Source organism: Emergencia sp. JLR.KK010 (assembly GCF_037018265.1).
GTDB classification, from domain to species: Bacteria; Bacillota; Clostridia; order Peptostreptococcales; family Anaerovoracaceae; genus Senimuribacter; species Senimuribacter intestinalis.
Genome location: NZ_CP143550.1, coordinates 2,493,645 through 2,513,728, shown reverse-complemented (window position 1 = coordinate 2,513,728; position 20,084 = coordinate 2,493,645). Strand labels below are relative to the sequence as shown.

19 protein-coding genes are annotated in these 20,084 nt (G+C 43.1%); 14 read left to right on the top strand and 5 right to left on the bottom strand.

Going from position 1 to position 20,084, the window contains the following annotated elements:
* The 8 genes from recO (at position 1) to V1225_RS12085 (ending at position 9,261) form a co-directional block, all read left to right on the top strand.
* Positions 1–747, top strand: coding sequence for a DNA repair protein RecO (gene recO / locus V1225_RS12120; RefSeq protein WP_338546604.1), 747 nt, complete (start codon positions 1–3; stop codon positions 745–747).
* An 11-nt stretch (positions 748–758) separates the two neighbouring features.
* Positions 759–1,463: a DUF4342 domain-containing protein gene (locus V1225_RS12115; RefSeq protein ID WP_160200423.1), complete on the top strand. Its 705-nt coding sequence runs from the start codon at positions 759–761 to the stop codon at positions 1,461–1,463.
* 35 nt (positions 1,464–1,498) lie between these two features.
* On the top strand, positions 1,499–2,902 hold the full coding sequence (locus V1225_RS12110) for a glycine--tRNA ligase (protein WP_160200422.1): 1,404 nt from the start codon (positions 1,499–1,501) through the stop codon (positions 2,900–2,902).
* A 24-nt stretch (positions 2,903–2,926) separates the two neighbouring features.
* Positions 2,927–4,975 (top strand): putative PEP-binding protein, encoded by a 2,049-nt coding sequence (locus V1225_RS12105; RefSeq protein ID WP_338546602.1) that lies wholly within the window; start codon positions 2,927–2,929, stop codon positions 4,973–4,975.
* 163 nt (positions 4,976–5,138) lie between these two features.
* Positions 5,139–5,615 (top strand): small multi-drug export protein, encoded by a 477-nt coding sequence (locus tag V1225_RS12100; protein ID WP_306770900.1) that lies wholly within the window; start codon positions 5,139–5,141, stop codon positions 5,613–5,615.
* 56 nt (positions 5,616–5,671) lie between these two features.
* Positions 5,672–6,127 (top strand): NfeD family protein, encoded by a 456-nt coding sequence (locus V1225_RS12095; RefSeq protein ID WP_160200420.1) that lies wholly within the window; start codon positions 5,672–5,674, stop codon positions 6,125–6,127.
* Between the two features lie 10 nt (positions 6,128–6,137).
* The gene (locus V1225_RS12090; RefSeq protein ID WP_201759494.1) at positions 6,138–7,073 is read left to right on the top strand and encodes an SPFH domain-containing protein; all 936 of its coding nucleotides are present in this window, start codon (positions 6,138–6,140) and stop codon (positions 7,071–7,073) included.
* Between the two features lie 181 nt (positions 7,074–7,254).
* Entirely contained in the window at positions 7,255–9,261 is a 2,007-nt protein-coding gene (locus V1225_RS12085) for a hydantoinase/oxoprolinase family protein (protein WP_338546597.1), read from the top strand.
* A gap of 35 nt (positions 9,262–9,296) precedes the next feature.
* On the opposite strand, the gene tsaA is transcribed toward V1225_RS12085, so the two are convergent.
* Positions 9,297–9,986, bottom strand: a complete 690-nt coding sequence (gene tsaA, locus V1225_RS12080) for a tRNA (N6-threonylcarbamoyladenosine(37)-N6)-methyltransferase TrmO (protein ID WP_338546595.1) — start codon at positions 9,984–9,986, stop codon at positions 9,297–9,299.
* The gene (locus V1225_RS12075) at positions 9,987–11,141 is read right to left on the bottom strand and encodes an NADP-dependent malic enzyme (protein WP_338546594.1); all 1,155 of its coding nucleotides are present in this window, start codon (positions 11,139–11,141) and stop codon (positions 9,987–9,989) included. It lies immediately after the preceding gene.
* Between the two features lie 301 nt (positions 11,142–11,442).
* Between V1225_RS12075 and V1225_RS12070 the strand changes: the two genes are divergently transcribed.
* A complete protein-coding gene (locus tag V1225_RS12070; protein ID WP_338546593.1) occupies positions 11,443–11,700 on the top strand; it encodes an EamA family transporter in 258 nt (85 codons plus the stop codon).
* A gap of 40 nt (positions 11,701–11,740) precedes the next feature.
* Here the strand turns inward: V1225_RS12070 and V1225_RS12065 are convergent, their stop codons facing one another.
* Complete coding sequence (locus V1225_RS12065; protein WP_338548179.1) at positions 11,741–12,520, bottom strand: IS3 family transposase; 780 nt, start codon at positions 12,518–12,520, stop codon at positions 11,741–11,743.
* Between the two features lie 119 nt (positions 12,521–12,639).
* Positions 12,640–13,314, bottom strand: a complete 675-nt coding sequence (locus V1225_RS12060; protein WP_201759609.1) for a helix-turn-helix domain-containing protein — start codon at positions 13,312–13,314, stop codon at positions 12,640–12,642.
* A 66-nt stretch (positions 13,315–13,380) separates the two neighbouring features.
* On the opposite strand from V1225_RS12060, the gene V1225_RS12055 reads away from it, so the two are divergent.
* The gene (locus tag V1225_RS12055; RefSeq protein ID WP_338546590.1) at positions 13,381–14,067 is read left to right on the top strand and encodes a DMT family transporter; all 687 of its coding nucleotides are present in this window, start codon (positions 13,381–13,383) and stop codon (positions 14,065–14,067) included.
* 324 nt (positions 14,068–14,391) lie between these two features.
* Here V1225_RS12055 and V1225_RS12050 read toward each other — a convergent pair whose 3' ends face one another.
* Entirely contained in the window at positions 14,392–15,771 is a 1,380-nt protein-coding gene (locus tag V1225_RS12050) for a TrpB-like pyridoxal phosphate-dependent enzyme (RefSeq protein ID WP_338546588.1), read from the bottom strand.
* A gap of 608 nt (positions 15,772–16,379) precedes the next feature.
* Here V1225_RS12050 and V1225_RS12045 point away from each other — a divergent pair.
* The 4 genes from V1225_RS12045 (at position 16,380) to V1225_RS12030 (ending at position 19,966) form a co-directional block, all read left to right on the top strand.
* On the top strand, positions 16,380–17,390 hold the full coding sequence (locus tag V1225_RS12045) for a S8 family serine peptidase (RefSeq protein WP_338546587.1): 1,011 nt from the start codon (positions 16,380–16,382) through the stop codon (positions 17,388–17,390).
* A 253-nt stretch (positions 17,391–17,643) separates the two neighbouring features.
* Positions 17,644–17,823: a hypothetical protein gene (locus V1225_RS12040; protein ID WP_338546586.1), complete on the top strand. Its 180-nt coding sequence runs from the start codon at positions 17,644–17,646 to the stop codon at positions 17,821–17,823.
* A gap of 187 nt (positions 17,824–18,010) precedes the next feature.
* The gene (locus V1225_RS12035; RefSeq protein WP_338546585.1) at positions 18,011–18,739 is read left to right on the top strand and encodes a DUF5986 family protein; all 729 of its coding nucleotides are present in this window, start codon (positions 18,011–18,013) and stop codon (positions 18,737–18,739) included.
* Positions 18,740–18,763: 24 nt separating this feature from the next.
* Complete coding sequence (locus V1225_RS12030; protein ID WP_338546584.1) at positions 18,764–19,966, top strand: XRE family transcriptional regulator; 1,203 nt, start codon at positions 18,764–18,766, stop codon at positions 19,964–19,966.
* The last annotated feature ends 118 nt before the right edge of the window (positions 19,967–20,084 follow it).

Genomic DNA, 20,084 nt, shown 5'->3' with positions numbered 1-20,084 from the left:
ATGTACACAAGCACGGAGGGGATCGTCTTTCGGCAGATAAAAGCTGCTGGCGGCAGGCGAATGATTCTTTTATTTACAAAAAAATATGGAAAAATCAGTGCGGGCAGCAGTCTAAGCGAGAAAGGCAGGAATAAAGCTGCGCTGGCGCTGCGCCCGTTTACTTATGGAAATTATGAGTTATATAAGGGAAGAGAGTACTATAATCTTAACAGTGGAGAGGTAAGGCGCAGCTTTTTTAGAATCGGCGAAGATGTAGATAAATATATGGAATCCGCGTTTGTGCTGGAACTTACGGAAAAGATGATGCCGGAGGATTTGCCGCAGCCAAAACTTTTCAATCTTCTCGTGGAATTTCTAACTGCCATGGAGAAGCGGGAGAAGAAGCATCGGACACTGGTTTTGGCCTATGAAGTCAAGGCGATGGGCATTTTAGGCGTCTTTCCTGTTTTGGACTGCTGTGCCTGCTGCGGAGAGAAAGAGCAGTTGCAGTACTTTAGTGTTCGGGACGGCGGTATGGTTTGCGGAAAATGCAGAAATAACAGCAATGATACATTGATTTATGCGCCGAAATTTGATATAGTTAATATATTAAAGTTTTTTTCAAAAACGCCTATGAGCGGCTTTGAAAAAATTGCGCTTGCAGATAGTGTAGGCGAGCTGCTGCAGTGCATTTTACGCGAATATATGTCATATTATTTAGAGATTGGCACGTTAAACAGCGAGAATATGTTTAGAGGAGAATTTTAGGAGGTATCAACATGGAAATCACATTAGAAAAGATTGAACTGGTGAAAGACAGAACCGGCGTGACCTATAAGGAAGCCAAGGAAGCTCTTGAAGCCGCAGAGGGGAATGTGGTAGACGCGATTATTGCAATAGAGGAAACCATTGACCAGAAGCCGGCGGCAAAACTGGGAGAACAGAAGGAAGCATTGATTGCCAAGATGAAAGAGGCGGTGAAGAAAGGAAATATTTCTAAGATTTTAGTTACTCGTGACGGAGATACACTGGTGAATATTCCTCTGACTGTTGGGGTTTTAGGGACTGTTGTTGCACCATGGGGGATGATTGCAGGTATCGTTGCAGCATTTGGCTTCAAATGCAAGATTGAATTTGTAAAAGATGACGGCTCTGTTATTGATATTACAGAAAAGGCTGAAGACCTTTACGAAGATGCCAAAGAAAAAGGTTCCGATATCTATGGAGATATTAAAGAAAAGGCGCCTGGCGTTTATGAAGATATCAAAGAAAAAAGCGGCATTGCATTTGCAAAGGCAAAGGATGCAGCGATGGAAGCAAAAGATAAGCTGAAAAAAGACAAAGGCTATGATGATGAAGATGATTTTGACTGCTGCGTCAACATTTGCGATAAGGAATGCGAGGTTTGTGTAGAGCCTTGTGAAGAAAGATGTGATGACTGTCAGTATGATGAAATTCACGAAGAATTTCAGAAAGAAGACTAAAATATATAGTGAGAAAGGTCAGGAATTTAATACTAATGAGCAAAGAAGTTACTATGGAAAAAATCGTTGCACTGGCGAAAAACAGAGGTTTTGTGTTTCCGGGATCGGAGATTTACGGAGGACTTGCAAATACTTGGGATTACGGTCCTTTAGGTGTGGAATTTAAAAATAACGTCAAGAAAGCCTGGTGGAAAAAGTTTGTACAGGAATCGAAATACAATGTGGGCCTTGATGCTGCTATTTTGATGAATCCGAGAACGTGGGAAGCATCCGGTCATGTAGGCGGCTTTGCGGACCCGCTAATCGACTGTAAGGAATGTAAATCCAGATTCAGGGCTGACAAGTTGATTGAAGAGTACATGCAGGAAAACGGCATGGAAGTTCTTCCTGTTGACGGCTGGTCCAATGAAAAACTGGAAGGATATATTGCCGAAAAAGGGATTAAATGCCCAGATTGTGGAAAGAGTAATTTTACAGGCATCAGACAGTTTAACCTGATGTTTAAGACTTTTCAGGGAGTTACAGAAGATTCCAAGGCGGAGATTTACCTGAGGCCTGAAACAGCGCAGGGTATTTTCGTAAACTTTAAGAATGTACAGAGAACGGCAAGAAAGAAAATTCCGTTTGGTATCGCCCAGATTGGTAAATCCTTCCGTAACGAGATTACGCCGGGTAACTTTACATTCAGGACCAGAGAGTTTGAGCAGATGGAACTGGAATTCTTCTGTAAGCCGGGAACCGATTTGGAGTGGTTTGACTATTGGAAGCAATACTGCATTAACTTCCTCAAATCTCTGAATATGAATATGGAAAATATCAGAACCAGAGATCACGAGAAAGAAGAACTTTCTCACTACAGCAATGCAACCACTGACCTGGAATACTTATTCCCGTTTGGCTGGGGTGAACTTTGGGGGATTGCAGACAGAACTGACTTTGACCTGAGACAGCACAGTGAGTTCTCCGGACAGGAAATGAACTATGTAGATTCAGAAACGGGCGAAAAGTATATTCCGTACTGTATTGAGCCGTCTCTGGGTGCAGACAGAGTTGCACTGGCATTCCTCGTTGACGCATACTGTGAAGAAACTTTGACTGATGGAAACGGAAAGGAAGACACCAGAGTTGTGATGAAATTCCATCCGGCGCTTGCGCCATTTAAGGCTGCGGTACTTCCTCTTGCAAAGAAGCTGGCGCCGGTTGCCGAACCTGTTTATGAAGAACTTGCGAAGTATTTCAGCGTGGACTACGATGCAGCTGGATCTATCGGAAAGAGATACAGAAGAGAAGATGAAATTGGTACACCGTTCTGCATCTGTGTAGATTTTGATACGGAAGCTGACGGATGTGTGACCATTCGTGACAGAGATACAATGGAGCAGGTTAGACTGCCGATTGGGGAAGTAAAGGGATACATCGAAGAAAAGCTAATCTTTTAATCGGTGGAAGAAGGAGATTAGAGCATGAGCAAATTTGTATATGCGTTTAACGAAGGCTCAAAGGACCTCGTAGGTCTTCTCGGCGTAAAGGGGGCAAATCTGGCTGAAATGACCAGAATTGGACTGCCGGTACCTTTTGGATTTACTGTGACAACGCAGGCGTGCAATCAATATGTTGAACAGGATTGCACGATTGGCGAGGATATCGCTGCTGAAATATTTGTGAAGCTTGAGGAACTGGAAGAAGTCACCGGAAAAAGATTTGCTGATAAAGAGAATCCTTTGTTGGTGGCGGTTCGCCCTAGTGCAGCGTGTGCTGATGTTCAGACGCCGGATACTATCTTGAACCTTGGATTAAACGATGATATAGCAGAATGTTTGAGTCAGCAGACTGCAAATTCCGGATTTGCTTATGACTGTTACAGAAGACTGCAGCAGATGTATGAAGCGACAGTGGGATGCGGAAGTTTTCCGCAAAATCCAAAGGAGCAGCTCCTTGCTGCAATTTCCGCTATATTTTCTGCATGGCATAGCACAGATACACAGGGTGCAGGTATTGCAGTCTGCGTGCAGGCTATGGTGTTTGGAAATCTGGGAGAGGATTCCTGCACCGGAATTGCCCATTCCAGAAACCCAGAAAATGGTGAGAACTTGCTCTTAGGAGAATTCTTGCAAAACGCGCAGGGAAAACTGAAGGCGGCAGAATCGGGGCGATGTGCAGTAAAATCTTTGAAAGAAATGCCAATGATTTTCCCTGCTGCTTATGAAGAACTTATGCGGATTTCTGCGGTATTGGAAAAGTATTTTTTGGACATGCAGGACATGGAATTTGTCGTTGAGCGCGGCAAGCTATGCATGGTGCAGACTGGCGCTGCGAAGCGAACTGCGGAAGCGGCAGTAAAAGCGGCGGCAGATATGGCTAGCGAAGGACTGATTACCAAGGAAACGGCGGTTTTGAGAATTGATCCAAGCAGGACCTCCTGCTTAAACGGTGGCTGTGCTGAAGAATTGGAAAAAATTCTGTCTTGGGCTGACGAAATTAGGACACTGAAAATCAGAGCCAATGTGGACAGACTGGAGGAACTGCAGACAGCAGCAGCCCTTGGTGCAGAAGGAATTGGACTTTGCCGAACGGAGCAGATTCTTCTTAAAAGAGAAAATTTGCCAATAATCTGTCAGGCGATGATGGCAGATAGTCAGCAGCAAAGAGCCCATGCTCTGGAAAAACTGTTTCAGTATCAAAAAGAGTGTTTTAAGACAATCTATGAAGTGATGGAGGATAGACCTGTCGCCATTCGGCTGCTGGATGCGCCTCTTTCTGCGTACCTGCCTCATACAGAGGAGGATATTAGATGGGTTTCAGCATGTACAGGCATTTCCTGTACGCAGATTGAAGAAACATATAAGCGGCTTCAGGAAATGAATCCTATGTTGGGGCATAGAGGCTGCAGGCTGGCTGTTACTTATCCGGAAATGGCGGAAATGCAGACTCGTGCTATTATGGAAGCCGCTATCGAGGTGCAGCAGCAAAAAGGTATTGAAATTTTACCAGAGATTATGGTGCCGCTCATTGGAATTGATAAAGAGATGGAATTTGTTAAGGAAATCGTGGTCAGAACGGCACAGCAGTGCAGCGAAAAGAGTGGCTGTGAAGTGCGCTTTTATGTGGGCACTATGATTGAAGTACCCAGAGCAGCACTGATTGCGGATAAAGTAGCGAAAGAGGTGGATTTTTTCTCCTTTGGTGCCAGCGATTTGACGCAAATGACCTTTGGATTTTCTAGAAACGACACGGAACTAATGATTGCAGAATATATCCGAAAAGGAATTTTAACGGAGGACCCGTTTCAGACCATCGACAGAGACGGAATTGGAAGCCTGATGGATACAGCTGTTAAGGCAGGCAGACAGGTGAAGCCAACCTTAAAAATCGGGCTTTGCGGTGAACACGGGGGAGATCCTGCCAGCATTGCGTTCTGTCACCAGCTTGGACTGAACTATGTGTCCTGCAGACCGCAGCTTTTATCTGCTGCAAGAATTGCGGCAGCGCAGGCGGTGCTAAACGATAAGTAATAGCAAGATAATAGGCGGACCTCCTGTGGATTTTGCAGCGAGGTCTGTTTTGTAAAAGGTAGCTTCAGAAATTGACAAAATTTTGTCAAAAATTCTGAAAGAGTATTTACATTGGCGCAAAAATATTATATAATTTAATAAAGTAGGAGTAATTGAGATTTAAATGATGAGTTTTTGGGGAACACATACTGGCAATTTAATGATGACAATGCTGATTTCCATGGTTCCCGTTCTCGAACTGCGAGGAGCAATCCCCGCAGGTGTAGCAGCGGGACTTTCTGTAAAAGAAGCGCTTGTCGTTTCGATTATAGGTAATCTGCTGCCAGTACCGATTATTATTCTCTTTGTCAGAAAAGTTTTTGACTGGATGAGAAAAAAAAGCGAGAGACTGGATTTTCTTGTGTGCCGCTTTGAAGAGAAAGCGAAGAAACAGTCTGTCATGATTGATAAATACGAATGGTTTGGTCTAGTGCTTTTAGTAGCAGTGCCACTTCCAGGCACCGGCGCTTGGACCGGCGCACTGGTAGCAGCTATGTTGAATATGCGACTGAAGAGAGCACTGCCGGCTGTCTTTATCGGCGTAGTAATTGCCGGAATTGTTGTCTCTTATATCACATACGGGGCAAGTATGCTGATTTAAGAATATAGAAAGTAAGCCTTTGATTAAGAAAGAAACGCAAGGAGGAGGTAAGATTGTTGACGATTTTAGGACTGACAGTTAGCATGTCGGTATTCTGGCTTGTTGCGACGATTGTCTTTGTCGTAGTAGAGGGCTTGACTATGGGACTGACCACCATCTGGTTTGCAGGCGGCGCAGTGATTGCACTTGCGGCTTCGCTTTTAGGTGCAGGCATTGCTGTGCAGGTAGTACTTTTCTTTGTTGTATCCGTTGTTCTGCTGGTTTCAACGAGGAAACTCTTCGTCAAGAAGCTGCAAACCGGTGTAGAGAAGACCAATGTTGATGCACTGATTGGAAAAGAAGCCGTTGTTATTTCAGCGATTAAACCTTTTGAACCGGGTATCATCAAGCTTTCTGGTCAGGATTGGACTGCAGTCAGCCAGAACAGCGAGGATTCTCTGGATGAAGGAAGCAAGGTTAAAGTGATTAGGATAGAAGGGGTCAAAGCAGTTGTAGCCCCTTGGATTCAGTAAGGAGATTAATATGGAAGCTATTATTAATGTAATTATTATCGCAATCGTGATTGTTATTCTGATTTCTCTGGTTGTAACCAATATCAGAATCGTGCCGCAGGCAAGAGCCTATGTCATCGAAAGGCTGGGTGCATATAAAGGAACCTGGCAGGTGGGTCTCCACTTCAAAATTCCTCTCATCGATAAAATTTCAAGAAAAGTATCTTTGAAGGAAAAAGTCATCGATTTTCCGCCTCAGCCGGTCATCACCAAGGATAACGTAACCATGGAAATTGATACAGTTGTATATTTCCAGATTACTGATCCGAAGCTCTATACTTACGGTGTAGAAAGCCCGATGGACGCTATCGAAAATCTGACAGCAACAACCCTTCGAAATATCATCGGTGAGCTGGAGCTGGACGAATCCCTGACAAGCCGTGAGCACATCAACACTAAAATTAGAATGGTGCTGGATGAGGCGACTGACCCATGGGGTATAAAAATCAACCGTGTAGAAGTAAAGAACATTACACCGCCGAGAGATATTCAGATGGCTATGGAAAAACAGATGCGTGCGGAACGTGAAAGAAGAGAGGCAATCCTCAGAGCTGAAGGTGAAAAGAAATCCGCAGTGCTGATTGCAGAGGGTAATAAAGAGGCTATGATTCTGGAAGCACAGGCAAGCAAAGAGTCTAAAATTTTGGAAGCTGAGGCCAGAAAGGAAGCTGCAATCAGAGAAGCAGAAGGTGAAGCAGAAGCCATCAGAATGGTACAGCAGGCGACCGCTGACGGTATTAGGATGTTGGTAGAATCTCAGCCGAATAAAGAGGTTATTGCACTGCAGAGTCTGAACTCCTTTGAGAAGGCAGCAGACGGGCAGGCGACCAAGATTATCATTCCGTCCGAAATTTCTGGTCTTGCAGGCCTTGCAACTTCTCTGAAGGAATTGGTAAAAGAAGACTAATCGGATCTGACTAATTGATAAGTAAATAATGTAACGCAGGAATTTTAGATAGTTCCTGCGTTATTTTTTCTGAGAAAGGTATGCGCCTAAAGATTATACCAATTTTTCTGTCAGTCGTGCGTGCAGCGATTCAGCTGATGTGTTACAATAAAGGCAATATGAAAGAAAGAAGGAACTCGCCATGATCGGAATTGGAATTGATACTGGGGGAACCTGCACCGATGCAGTGGTATTCGATACCAGGAGCCATCAGGTGCTTTCTCAGAGTAAGACACTGACAACGAAGCGGGATTTAAAGGCTGGTATTCTAACGGCGCTGAAAGGACTGGAGAAAGAAGCTGTTTCCAGGGCACAGTATATTTCTTTGTCTACGACTTTGGCGACCAATGCCTGTGTAGAGCATAAGGGAGGCAGAGCTAAGCTGGTGTTGATCGGTGTAAATCCTGTGCAGATTGAAAAGACCAGGGAGGCTTACGGACTGCCGCCTCTTTCTGAAATCTATTTTATGGCAGGGGATGCGAAGAAGGATGACAGTCCGGAAAACACACCGGACTGGGGAAAACTAAAAGCGGATTTACAAAGTCAGTTTGCAGAGTATGACAGCGCAGCTATTGTGCAGGTCAATCCCAAATACGATGATGGAGCCTACGAGATAGAAGCGGCGCGTATCATCGGCGAAAGTCTGGGAATCCCCTGTGTGAGAGGATATGAGCTTTATCAGGAACTGAACGTGCTTCGCAGAGGTGCGACAGCTTTGCTCAATGCAAGATTGCTTCCGGTAATGGAGGAATTTTTCGCTTCCATCGATGCATCGCTGGCAGAGATGAATTTGCATCTGCCTATCGTCATCGTCAGGAGTGACGGTACCATTATGAGCAAGGAGTTTGCTGCACAGAGGCCGGTAGAAACCTTGCTTTGCGGTCCAGCTGCCAGTATTATCGGTGCTATGGAGCTTTCCAGCTATGAGGACGCATTGATTGTAGACATCGGCGGAACTACCAGCGATGTAGCATTTGTCAAAAATGGTGTGCCCGTTTCTACAGAGGGAGGCATTACGATTGGCGAGTGGAAAACAATGGTAAAGGGCGTTTCTATTGATACTTTCGCGCTTGGCGGCGACAGTGCGGTCAAGTATAAGGGACGGAATCTTTACCTGGAAAAACGCCGCTATATTCCGCTCTGTATGCTGGCAAGTCAGTATCCGGAAGTGATAAAAAAGCTGAAAACGCTGGTACATATGGATCAGCCTTTCAGCTATCCGGCTCATGAGTTTTTCGTGTTGATGGGAATGCCGGAGAATCTAGCTAGATATACGATCGCAGAACAGCGTTTTATTAAGGCGCTGGCTTTAGGACCGTTGATTTTTAAGGACGCTGCAGATGCGGCAAGAATCAGTCCGCATGTTTTGCATATGAAGCGTCTTGAGGACGAAGGGATTGTTATGCGTGCGGGGATGACACCCACTGATGCAATGCACGTGTTTGGCGACTATACGGAGTTTGACTGCGAAGCCAGCAGGCTGGGTGCGGCATACCTTTCTAGCGTAACAAAGCTACCTGCTGAGGAGGTTTGCAAGGAGATTTACAATCTGACAAAGTCCAGATTATACAGTAATCTGGTGCGGATTCTGATGAAATATAAGACGGGAAAAGATCTTACGGAAGAGGAAACAGAGCAGTTGGAAAAGCTGACGACAATGATTTTTTCAGATCAAGTTTCTGGAAGTGGATCCTGCCTGATTCCATCATTTGTGACACCGTCCAGGCTCATTGGAATCGGTGCCCCGACAAAGATTTTTATGGAAGATGTGGCAAGGCTTCTTGGCACTGAGGCAGATTTCCCGGAAGCAGGCAAGGTTGCAAACGCTATCGGTGCGGCTATGGGGAATATCAGCACAGAAAGTACGATTATCATCGAACCGTACAAAGGCATCAAGAGTTCCTATTTGACCTACGTGATTACCGGCGGTGAGAAAACTTTCTCTATTCCTGAATATAGCGAAGCAGTAGAGGCAGCAAAGCGACTGGCAAAACAGGCGGCAGAGAAGCGCGCAAGGCAGCAGGGAGCCTTAGGAGCCATTGAAGTGGAGCTCACGGTTAAAGAAAATACTTATCAGAGAAATAAATATGCACATCCGGAACTTTTGGATACGAAGGTTACCGCCAAAGCTCTTTGGGAGCGGGAATAAATAAAAACTGCGAGAAAAACGCTGTGGCCTGTGGGCTACAGCGTTTTTACTTCTATTATAGTCAGCGTATCATCTGCTACCTGAAACCGCACATCAAAACCTGCGAAATGGATTCCGTAAATCCGCTGCGTGTCGCTTTGGTATGCGGGGCGTGGATCCTGTGAGAGCACTTCTAAAAGTCCTTTTTGCAGTTTCTCTGGAATCGCAGAACGCAGCGGTGCGGGAAAATTCACCTTTAGCTGATAATTTCTGGTTTCTTCCTGAAAGCCGCAGACGGCATCCGAATGGCAGTCTGTTGTGATATACGGTTTTATGTCATAAATCGGTGTGCGATCCATTAAATCTGCGCCGGAAACGATAATCACTGGACCCAGTTTCGGATCCTGCTTGATTTCTTCTATGCGAACTGATGAGAGAGCAAGACCGTTGGGTCTGAAGGAAGAGCGGGTTGCAAAGACCCCAACTCGTTTGTTTCCTCCAAGGCGCGGCGGGCGCACCGTAGGCGACCAGTTTTTTTCGGTAATCTGAGGGTTTTCTGAAAATCCCCAGATAAGCCAGATGTGTGAAAAGCCTTCCAGACCTCGAAGAGAATCCATGCTGCGGTAGGGCTTTTCAAAGATAATCCTGGATTCTATGCCCTGGGCAAGGCCGCTCTGACGGGGAATCCCGAATTTATCAGGAAATACGCTCTCCATGTGAGCGATAGGCGAAATCAGCAGATTCATTTATCTGTCTTCCCAGGCTTTTTTTACAGCGGCAGCGAGAGCATTGGCAGCATCTTTGTTAAATACGGTCGGCAGAATATTTTCTGGGCAAAGTTCGTCTGCAGGAATGCTGTCAGCCAGTGCATAAACTGCAGCGATGAGCATGTCCTCGGTGATGGTTGTAGCCTTTGCATCGAGAGCGCCGCGGAACAGCGAAGGGAATACCAATACATTGTTAATCTGGTTTGGATAGTCGGAACGACCTGTACCGACTACTGCAGCACCGGCAGCCTTTGCATCATCCGGGAAAATTTCTGGAACAGGATTTGCCATAGCGAAGATGATTGGATTTTTTGCCATGGTTTTTACCATATCAGAAGAGAGGACGCCTGGTGCGGAAACACCGATGAATACATCAGCATCAACAACAGCTTCTTTTAGACTGCCCTCTATATTGTCAGGATTGGTGAAGTCAAGAAGTTCTTTCTTGGCGCTGCTCAGCTGTCTGTGAGCGGAAACAATGCCTTTGCTGTCGCAAATTAAGATATCTCGGCACCCTAGATTATATGCCATTTGAGCGATTGCGCTGCCTGCTGCACCAGCGCCATTAATGACAATTTTGCAGTTCTCCATGGCGCGACCTGTGATACGCAGCGCATTGATCAGAGCAGCACAGGTAACGATGGCGGTACCGTGCTGATCATCGTGAAATACCGGGATATTCAGTTCCTTTTTCAGTCGTCTTTCTACCTCGAAGCAGGCAGGAGCAGCGATATCTTCCAGATTGATACCGCCAAAGCCAGGGGCAATATTCTTGACAGTTGCAATAATTTCTTCAGGATCTTGTGATGCCAGGCAAATTGGGAAGGCATCTATACCTGCAAAATGTTTAAAGAGAATTGCTTTTCCCTCCATAACCGGCATGCCGGCAAGGGCACCGATATTGCCAAGTCCCAAAATGGCAGAACCGTCAGTTACGATGGCAACCAGCCTATCTCTCGATGTGTATTTTGAAGCAGCTTCTGGGTCATCTTTAATAGCAAGACAAGGCGTTGCAACTCCAGGCGTATAGTAGACCGCTAGATCTTCTGCCTCTTTCAGTTCTACTCGAGAGGTAATTTCAATTTTGCCGCCAGCCTTTTCATGACGTTCCAGTGCTAATTTTCCGTAATCCATGTGAATCAGTCCTTTCCTTATATGTAGCTTATAAAATGGGGATGTAAAACCATTATTATTAAATCTTCTGTCCAAATACTTTGGCGTTACCAGTATACAATAAATAGCATGGAAAATCAAATCTCATAGAGTTTTTTTTATATTTTCTTCCAGCAGGTAGTTTTACCGTTTAATCCTTAATGCTGTGATTAAAAGTTTACACTTTCCTTTTTATGGAAGATTTGGTATACTATTTATAAATTGCGGATATGCTATGTGATTTATAAAGATAATAAAAATGGAAGGGATGTTATAATAAGAAATGACAAGAGAATATGCCTATGCAGGAATCACAATTTTTCTGTGGGGGTCATCTTTTGCAGTCATAGGACTAATGGTAAAGGAACTGCATCCTATGGTTATGCTCTTTTTCAATAGTTTGGTCGCTTTTTTGTTTTTATTTGCTTTAAATACTGCTCAGGGAAAGTTGAAAAAAGGTCGTAGCGGAATTAAAAAGAAGGAGCTGCACGTTCTAGTGTTGCTGAACTGCTACCCGTCAAGTAGACAATTAAAAAAATAAAATTTTCTGACCAGTCGGAAGTGTTTTCCGACTGGTATTTTTATGCGGCCTGCAGATATAACCGATGTTTTTCCATTGGGGTTAAAACTCCCAGGTTTCTCTGCAAACGCTTGTTGTTGTAGTACTCAATATAGTTTTCTATCATTCCCACCAGACTCTCTCTATTAGTAAATTTTCTCCCATAATACCGCTCACGTTTCAAAATGCCCCAGAATCCTTCCATTGGACCATTATCAATACACTTTGCCACTCTGGACATACTTTGCTTCATTCCCGCCGCTTCCAGTTTTGCATGGAAGACTCGATTCGTATATTGAAATCCTCTGTCACTGTGAAACAGTGGGTGGGTACTAGGATTTTTGCTTACCGCCTCATTAAAGGTGTCAAAAACTAAAGCATTGTTATTGGAATCACTGATGACATAGGCTACAATGCGCCGGTCATACAGATCTAAGATTGCGCTGAGATACACTTTCTTTTTTGTAATTCCTTCATAGTATTTAAATTCTGTAACATCAGTCAGCCATTTTTGATTTGGCATTTCTGCCTTGAACTGCCTGTTCAAAAGGTTTTCTGCAATATATTGTGGGTTCTTTGCCTGTCTGGTGCCGCCTTGATTCGTATACTTGATGGTTGACTTGATATTCAGCTTGCGGCAGATTCGCAGGACTCGCTTATCGTTTACATCAATCCGGTGGTAACGCTGAAGCTCATCTCTGATTCTTCGATATCCTTTGTCGGGACTTTCCGTATGGATTTGTTCTATCGTTTCCGCAATCTGCCTGTTTCGTAGTTCCTCTTTTGGTATCTGTCTGTTCAGCCACTTGTATTATCCTGCATGGGATACCTGACCAATTTCGCATAATGCTCTTACCGGATAATGATGGGCTTTGTGTTCTTCTTCGATTGCCTGATATATGGTCTGGTGCCGCACCAGGCTTAGCCCCGCCTCCTCTCTATTTCCTCGAGTTTTTTTAAGAATGATATCTCCATTTCAGCACGCTTCTTCTCTGCTCTTAAAAGCCGGTTTTCTGCACGCAGCTTTTCCAGTTCGCTTAGTTCATCTTCGGATTTGCGATGACCGCGACCATCCCGAAGTCCTTCTACGCCCCGCTCTTCATATTTGATGATGTAGCTGCGAGCCTGCTGATAGGATATTTTGTACTTTTCAGCGGTTTGTGCATAATTTCGCTTGTGCGCAATACAATACTGCACGATTTCAATGCGTTCATCAAATGTTGTTTTTCGTCCTTTTGTCATGATGACAAAGCCTCCTGTTCCGGGTAACTTTAGAATCCCACCACTATTATACAGCTTTATCCACTTTTGGAGTTTACTTTTTGAACGAATCTCATATTTTTTACAGATATCATCCTGTGAACCTTTCCCAGACAGATAATCCTCAACTGCCCGCTGTTTAAGTTCCTTGGAATATTTTTTATATCCTTTTGTTAAAAATGCTGCAGTACCCATCGCCTCATAGTTACGAATCCATTGTTGAATAGAGCTCTGCGCAACCCCATACATTTTAGCCAGCTGTCTTTGACTTGATTTGCCATCAAGATAGATTCTTACGGCTGTAATTTTCTCTTCTGCTGATATTTTTCTAGACATACTAATGCTCCCTTCCAGATAACAAGTTTTTATTTTTTCACTTGTCTACCTAGAAGGGAGCATATCATGCTGGGACTGATGACCTTTTTCTATAATGCGATGATTAACAGCAGTCTCGGATACTTAAAAGCGCAGCAGTCCAGTGTCATTAATTATTTATGGCCGTTTTTTCTGGTGATTTTTTCCTGTATCCTTTTAAAGGAGAAAATGACTGTTTGGAAAGGGCTGGCACTTTTAATTTCTTTCCTTGGTGTAGCTATCGTAGTGACAGAAGGAAATCTTGATAATTTGAGTGGTATCAGTCTTCCCGGGGTATGCCTTGCTGGTGGAGCAGCAGTATGTTATGGTCTGTTCTGCGTGATAAATAAAGGCGTTTCCGCCGATAATTTTGTAGGAATGATGTTGTATTATTTGATTTCTACCGTTGCATCGCTGATTGCATTACTGACACAGCAAATCGAAATTCCGGTGCTAACACTGCCGCAGTGGGGCGGTGTCTTATGGACAGGGGTGTTGGTTTACGGACTGAGCTATGCCCTTTGGGCAAAAGCCTTACAGACCGGAAACATAGCGATTATTTCCAATTTGGCGTATATTACTCCGGTGGCTTCCCTTGTTTGGATTTACTTCCTCATGGGAGAGAAAATCGAACTGTTTGCAATCGCAGGATTGTTGTTTATTTTAATTGGTATCGCAGTGCAAATCTTCGGGGAGTATAAAAAACTTCCGGGCAAAGTGCGTGCGACTGAATGACTTGCACCATTTTCCTTATAAATAGCTTGTATGGTGCGCTTTTCAGCAGGTTACTGCTGCCACCTGCACCATTTTTCGAAGAAACACAGTCAATGGTGCGGGATTTGTTGTACGCCACTTAAATTCATGTATTTAAAGGAATATAAAGGAAAAAGCTGGAAATTTTATTTTCCAGCTTTTTCTAATTTATAGCCTTTGTACTATTTTACTTGCCTATTTTCGCACCATTGTCCTCATTTTAGAACCATTTGGTGCAGGAAACAAAATAAGTCTGCTGATTTTTGCACCATAGGCTTCATATTTGGACTGAATGGTGCAGGAAACTTACAGTTCTACCGAAGGCAGGCTGTCGAATCCGATTTGCAAATCTTCATCGGTCGGCACGTAGTCATTCATGGTACCGTCATTGAACTGCTCGTATGCTTTCAGGTCAAAGTAGCCGGTTCCAGTCAGACCAAAGAGAATGGTCTTTTCTTCACCTGTTTCCTTGCAGCGGAGCGCTTCGTCGATAGCAGCTTTGATAGCGTGGCTGCTTTCCGGTGCAGGCAGAATGCCTTCCACTCTGGCAAAATCGCTTGCAGCTTTGAAGACTTCGGTTTGTTCGTAGCTTCTTGCTTCCATCATGCCCTGATCATAAAGTTCAGAAAGAATTGGACTCATGCCGTGGTATCTAAGACCGCCTGCATGGTTTGGAGAAGGAATAAAGCCACTGCCCAGGGTATACATTTTAGCCATCGGCGTTACTTTTCCAGTGTCGCAGAAGTCATAAGCGTATTTACCTCTGGTCAGACTCGGGCAGGAGGCAGGCTCTACTGCGATGAATCTGTAGTCTTTTTCTCCGCGGAGCTTTTCACCCATGAATGGGGAAATCAGTCCGCCCAGATTGGAGCCGCCGCCGGCGCAGCCGATGATAATATCAGGGAAAATTCCATATTTGTCCATGGCAGCCTTTGCTTCCAGACCGATGACACTCTGATGAAGGACAACCTGAGAAAGTACGCTTCCCAGCACATATCTGTATCCATCTTTCGATAAAGCTGCTTCAACAGCTTCAGAAATAGCGCAGCCCAGACTTCCTGTAGTTCCCGGATGCTCTGCAAGGATTTTCTTGCCGATTTCAGTTGTATTGGAAGGGGAGGCAGTTACGTTAGCGCCGTAGGTTCTCATCACTTCTCGTCTGAACGGTTTCTGTTCGTAGGATACCTTTACCATGTATACGTTACAGTCAAGACCGAGATAAGCGCATGCCATGGAAAGGGCAGTACCCCATTGACCGGCACCGGTTTCTGTGGTGACGCCTTTTAGACCTTGTTTCTTAGCATAGTATGCCTGGGTAATTGCGGAGTTCAGCTTATGACTGCCGCTGGTATTGTTTCCCTCGAATTTATAATAAATCTTTGCCGGGGTTTGCAGCTTTTCTTCGAGGCAGTAAGCGCGAACCAGCGGGGAAGGACGATACATCTTGTAGAAGTCCTGAATTTCCTGCGGAATATCGAAGTAAGGGGTATCGTTGTCTAGCTCCTGCTTTACAAGCTCTTCGCAGAATACCGGCGTCAGGTCAGCTTCAGTTACAGGCTGCAGCGTTGCAGGATTCAGCATTGGCGCAGGCTTTTTCTTCATATCTGCCCGAACGTTGTAATACTGCGTTGGCATCTCGTTTTCTTCCAGATAAATTTTGTAAGGGATTTTCTTTTCGTTGTTCATGTCTTCTTTCTCCTTTCAATTGTGCGCGGGAGAGGGGTGTATTTTAGCTCAAAAAGCAGAAAACTCCTGTCCCAGACGATATCTGCTGGGACAAGAGTATAAATTTCTCTTGCGGTGCCACCCGGCTTGACGATAGGATTACCCTGTCATCCACTCTGCGCATACTATCATATGCCGACTTTGGTTACGAAGCGTCCTTCTCCGTCGCCCCTACTGCGGTATCGTGAAAAAGATAGCCGGTTCGGTTTGCCCTCAGGAGTCCATTCGGTTCTGTCTTTGCCTGCTGTAATCTCACCATCTACAGCTCTCTCAAAGGTAAGTCTCAAAACTTACTACTCTCCATCAAAGGTTTAGCTCATATTTAATTCTTCCCTATCATAACACCGGAATTGGTAGTTGTCAATAAGTTTTTGTGAAAAAAACAAAATTATTTTTCTGAATATGTGAAAGTTACACAAATTCGGAGAACTTGTAAAGGTGATGTACAAAACAATATAAATAAAATACAAAATTAAATAAAGTAATTGTTGACTTCTAGTTATGAATATAGTAACATTGAATAAACGGTGGATGGTTTTAAGGAAATAGGATTTAAAAGGAGGTTAACCATGTATAAAGGATTTGAAAAGAAATCAAACAGGATGGTAACATGTGTTTGTATCGCTACATTGGTGATACTGCAATTAGGACTATGTTTTGATAAGAACACAGTTTATGCAGAGGAAGAGAAGGAATCATACATTGTTATTACAAACGAGGGTAGTAATATTGAGCAATTAAAAAAAGACTACAATGTGATAGCTGAAAATGGAGATGCACTAACTGTTGAAATTTCTGATTCTGAAGCAGCTCGTATAGAAACAGATAAGGACATTATCTGCGTGGAAAAGGATTTTACCATAGACACTGAAGTTGAAACTGGTGAGGATATGGTTAAACCACTTAGTGAGATATGGAATCAAGATGCACTGAACATGGAAGACTCACCTTCCGACCAAATTGTAAAAGTAGCAGTGATTGATTCTGGTATTGATGTAACAGATAATATCTCAGTGAAGGAGAGAAAAAATTTCATAAAAGAAACTCCAGTAACAACACCTTTGTATGAGGATTTTACAGGTCACGGTACCAGTGTAGCGAGCATGCTTGCGGGCAGTGGAACTGGTAGTGACGTAATAGGTACAGGCGGTAATATTGAACTGTATTCAGCAAGGGTTTTGGATGAAAATAAGCAAGCACCTATCAGTAGCGTAGTTGAAGCAATCTATTGGGCAATAGAGAAGGATGTAAAGGTTATTAACATCAGTTTTGGTACGCAGATTTATTCAGAGGCACTAAAGACGGCAATAGATGCGGCAACGGATAAGGGAATACTTGTTGTAGCAGCAGCAGGAAATCGTGGAACAGAGGGAGTTGACTATCCGGCGGCTTTTGAAAATGTACTGGCTGTGGGATCTGTGAATGCGGCAGGAAGTGTCAGTGATTTTAGTGCAAAGGGTGAAGAAGTTGATGTCATTGCTCCTGGAGAAGCTGTATTGGCACAGGCAAACTTTGGAGAAGATTTAGTTCTATCCGGGACTAGTCTTGCAGCACCGCAGGCAGCTATCAAAAGTAGGTAGGAGTTCTCTTTCCTTTGAATTACTGCTGTCTTTCGAGCAGGCAGCAGCCTACCGAAAGGCTAACGGACAATATGTAAGGAAAAATCAATGGAGAGAAACTACTATAACGGTGTATATCGACCTTGATTAAGAACTGAATTACAATAAGCGTATCATTAGAAATAGTGGTACGCTTATTTTTTTGACCTAATTTGCACCGTTGAATAGTTTAGGACTTTCCTATATAATAAAGCCAGAAACGGAGGTGCTGTTTATGAGAGAGAAAACATATCATATATATCTGGATAGCCACGAAAAGACAACCTTATTACATAGCCTTGTGGAGCTGAAAAATCAGCTCATACAGCAAGGCAGATATACGGACTGTGTTGACGAGCTTATATTCAAGGTCGTCAACGCACCCATCAAGAAGCTGAGAATTGAATATGTTTAACCTCAAAGGTTGAGCCACTTATTCTTATTTAGGGTAAGTGGCTTTTTATAAAGAATTTGGGTTACTAAAAATCCATGCCTTAAAATCTGCTCGTTAGACAAATGGATTTATTTTTGACATTTCACTTGACAAATCGAAATAAATATGTAAAATTATAATATGCAAATAAAACTTGGAGGTAAATTGAATGAACGAAATCATTCTTGACGAAAATATTGTCCGCAGGATTGTTCGTGCAATCGACAAAGCGATTGCTGATGACATTCCCCAATATTTACAGGAGCATCATAAAGAAACCAACAATGCCATTATACAACTTCGTGGTGATTGTATCAATGAAAACTTGCGTAGTTTTGTTGTTACTGATGAAGTGAAGTTAGTACCGTTCAAGCGGTATTCTTGGCATGGTAGACTTCTGGTTGACCATCGAAACAAAATTACTTACAGTATAACAACTCAAAATAATCTTCACGCAATTCCAAAAAAGAAAGACCGCACACGCCCACATTTTCTTCAATCCGTGCTTGCACAAGAGAATGGTAGTTATGAAGGTCAATATGTTCAGGAATCATTCTTTCCAATGGAAATGTTTGACGAAGAAACGCTTGAAAATGATTACAACGACATCATTGCGGGTATGTTGAATCCATCCGAAGGGTATCGCCATTATGTGATTTCCTATAATGCAGTAAATGACGAATTGCTGGATGTGAAATTAGAGTTTATTGATAAACATTTTTCGACGATTGCGGAAGCCTCATTAAACAGCTACATAAACCCAGATTTCGCAAGACTGACAAATTCGGGAGTGGAAGACGTAGATATCAGTACGGACTCAAACGAAAGTGTGCGTGATATTTTGGGGCTTAAAGCAGGGCTTCGTCCATCATTAAAAGAAATTGAGAAAGAAGCCTAAAAATAGATTAGGAGATATTGCCTTATGGAGAAAAAGGAATTTAGAGGCGAAAGACTTAAAAACGCAAGATTATTTCGCGGGAAAACACTTACGGAATTATCTGCAATAACAGGAATCAGTAAGCAATCCCTCTCACTATATGAAAACAATCATAACAAACCAGACTATGAAAAATGTGGCATAATAGCTTCTGTTTTAGATTTTCCATATGAGTTTTTTTGGCAAGAAGATGAGTGTAAAACAACAACAGAAGTAACCTACTTTCGTTCACTTGCCAGTGCTACAAAAATGAGTCGTACTACGCAAAGCCTTAAATTAGAATTTGTTGCAAAAATGTATGAAATGCTTTTAGAGTATATAGATTTTCCTATTCTGAATCTTCCGATAGTTGAGTTTAATGGTAGTGATGACGAATTTGACGATGAAAAAAATGCAAAAATGATATATGAGATTGAACAGATAGCAACCGATGTTAGAAATCATTGGGGGCTTGGCGATGCTCCAATTCAAAATCTTCAACTTGTTTTAGAAAAAAATGGGATTATTGTTACTGGATTTGATACAAACGAAGATAAAATTGATGCTTTTAGTCAACGAACAATTTTGAATAACGGTGAAGTCTTTTTTATATGTGTTGACCAAGGGTCAAAACCCGAAGGTCGCATACGTTTCGATATGGCACATGAGTTGGGACATATCATCCTACATCCTTGGAGCGAAAGTCTTGAGCTGATTACAAAAGAAGAATTTAAATTACGTGAGAGGCAGGCAAATATTTTTGCCAGTGCTTTTTTGCTACCGAGAAATAGTTTTGGTAATGATGTGCAAACTTACCCTACAGATTTAAAATATTATCAGTGGCTCAAAAAGAAGTGGAAAGCTTCCATTCAATCAATGGCATATCGTAGTAATCAATTACATATCATCTCAGATAATCAGTTCCAATATATGATGCGTCAAATTTCCAAGAATGGTTGGCGTCAAAAAGAACCTGACGATGTTCCTTTTTATTTAAATGAAAACATCTTTCAAGGTGCAATTGATCTGCTTATTGATGAGCACATTTTATCGGTATCAAGTCTTTTGCGACAATCAAAACAATATGGTGTTACTTTGTACCCATCTGACATTGAAGAATTGCTTCATTTAAAAAAAGGGACGCTTCACGTAGAAGAAAAAATTCCACGTATAATTCAGCTACGGCAAAACACCGAAGATGATTCCTAATTTTTCACTAATTAAATAAACTGTTACAAAAAGCCGCTTATTCTTAACTCCTTTAAGAGTAGGCGGCTTTTTTGCGTTCTCCGCTAAAATCTACATAGCCGCCTTGACAAAGCGGCTA

Bases quoted from the DNA above. Each gene is read 5' to 3' on its own strand.
- V1225_RS12085 (WP_338546597.1), top strand. From the start codon at position 7,255: ATGATCGGAATTGGAATTGATACTGGGGGAACCTGCACCGATGCAGTG.
- V1225_RS12075 (WP_338546594.1), bottom strand. From the start codon at position 11,141: ATGGATTACGGAAAATTAGCACTGGAACGTCATGAAAAGGCTGGCGGC.
- V1225_RS12105 (WP_338546602.1), top strand. From the start codon at position 2,927: ATGAGCAAATTTGTATATGCGTTTAACGAAGGCTCAAAGGACCTCGTA.
- V1225_RS12070 (WP_338546593.1), top strand. From the start codon at position 11,443: ATGACAAGAGAATATGCCTATGCAGGAATCACAATTTTTCTGTGGGGG.
- recO (WP_338546604.1), top strand. From the start codon at position 1: ATGTACACAAGCACGGAGGGGATCGTCTTTCGGCAGATAAAAGCTGCT.
- V1225_RS12090 (WP_201759494.1), top strand. From the start codon at position 6,138: ATGGAAGCTATTATTAATGTAATTATTATCGCAATCGTGATTGTTATT.
- V1225_RS12060 (WP_201759609.1), bottom strand. From the start codon at position 13,314: ATGTCTAGAAAAATATCAGCAGAAGAGAAAATTACAGCCGTAAGAATC.
- V1225_RS12045 (WP_338546587.1), top strand. From the start codon at position 16,380: ATGTATAAAGGATTTGAAAAGAAATCAAACAGGATGGTAACATGTGTT.
- V1225_RS12040 (WP_338546586.1), top strand. From the start codon at position 17,644: ATGAGAGAGAAAACATATCATATATATCTGGATAGCCACGAAAAGACA.
- V1225_RS12035 (WP_338546585.1), top strand. From the start codon at position 18,011: ATGAACGAAATCATTCTTGACGAAAATATTGTCCGCAGGATTGTTCGT.
- V1225_RS12055 (WP_338546590.1), top strand. From the start codon at position 13,381: ATGCTGGGACTGATGACCTTTTTCTATAATGCGATGATTAACAGCAGT.
- tsaA (WP_338546595.1), bottom strand. From the start codon at position 9,986: ATGAATCTGCTGATTTCGCCTATCGCTCACATGGAGAGCGTATTTCCT.
- V1225_RS12110 (WP_160200422.1), top strand. From the start codon at position 1,499: ATGAGCAAAGAAGTTACTATGGAAAAAATCGTTGCACTGGCGAAAAAC.
- V1225_RS12100 (WP_306770900.1), top strand. From the start codon at position 5,139: ATGATGAGTTTTTGGGGAACACATACTGGCAATTTAATGATGACAATG.
- V1225_RS12050 (WP_338546588.1), bottom strand. From the start codon at position 15,771: ATGAACAACGAAAAGAAAATCCCTTACAAAATTTATCTGGAAGAAAAC.
- V1225_RS12115 (WP_160200423.1), top strand. From the start codon at position 759: ATGGAAATCACATTAGAAAAGATTGAACTGGTGAAAGACAGAACCGGC.
- V1225_RS12030 (WP_338546584.1), top strand. From the start codon at position 18,764: ATGGAGAAAAAGGAATTTAGAGGCGAAAGACTTAAAAACGCAAGATTA.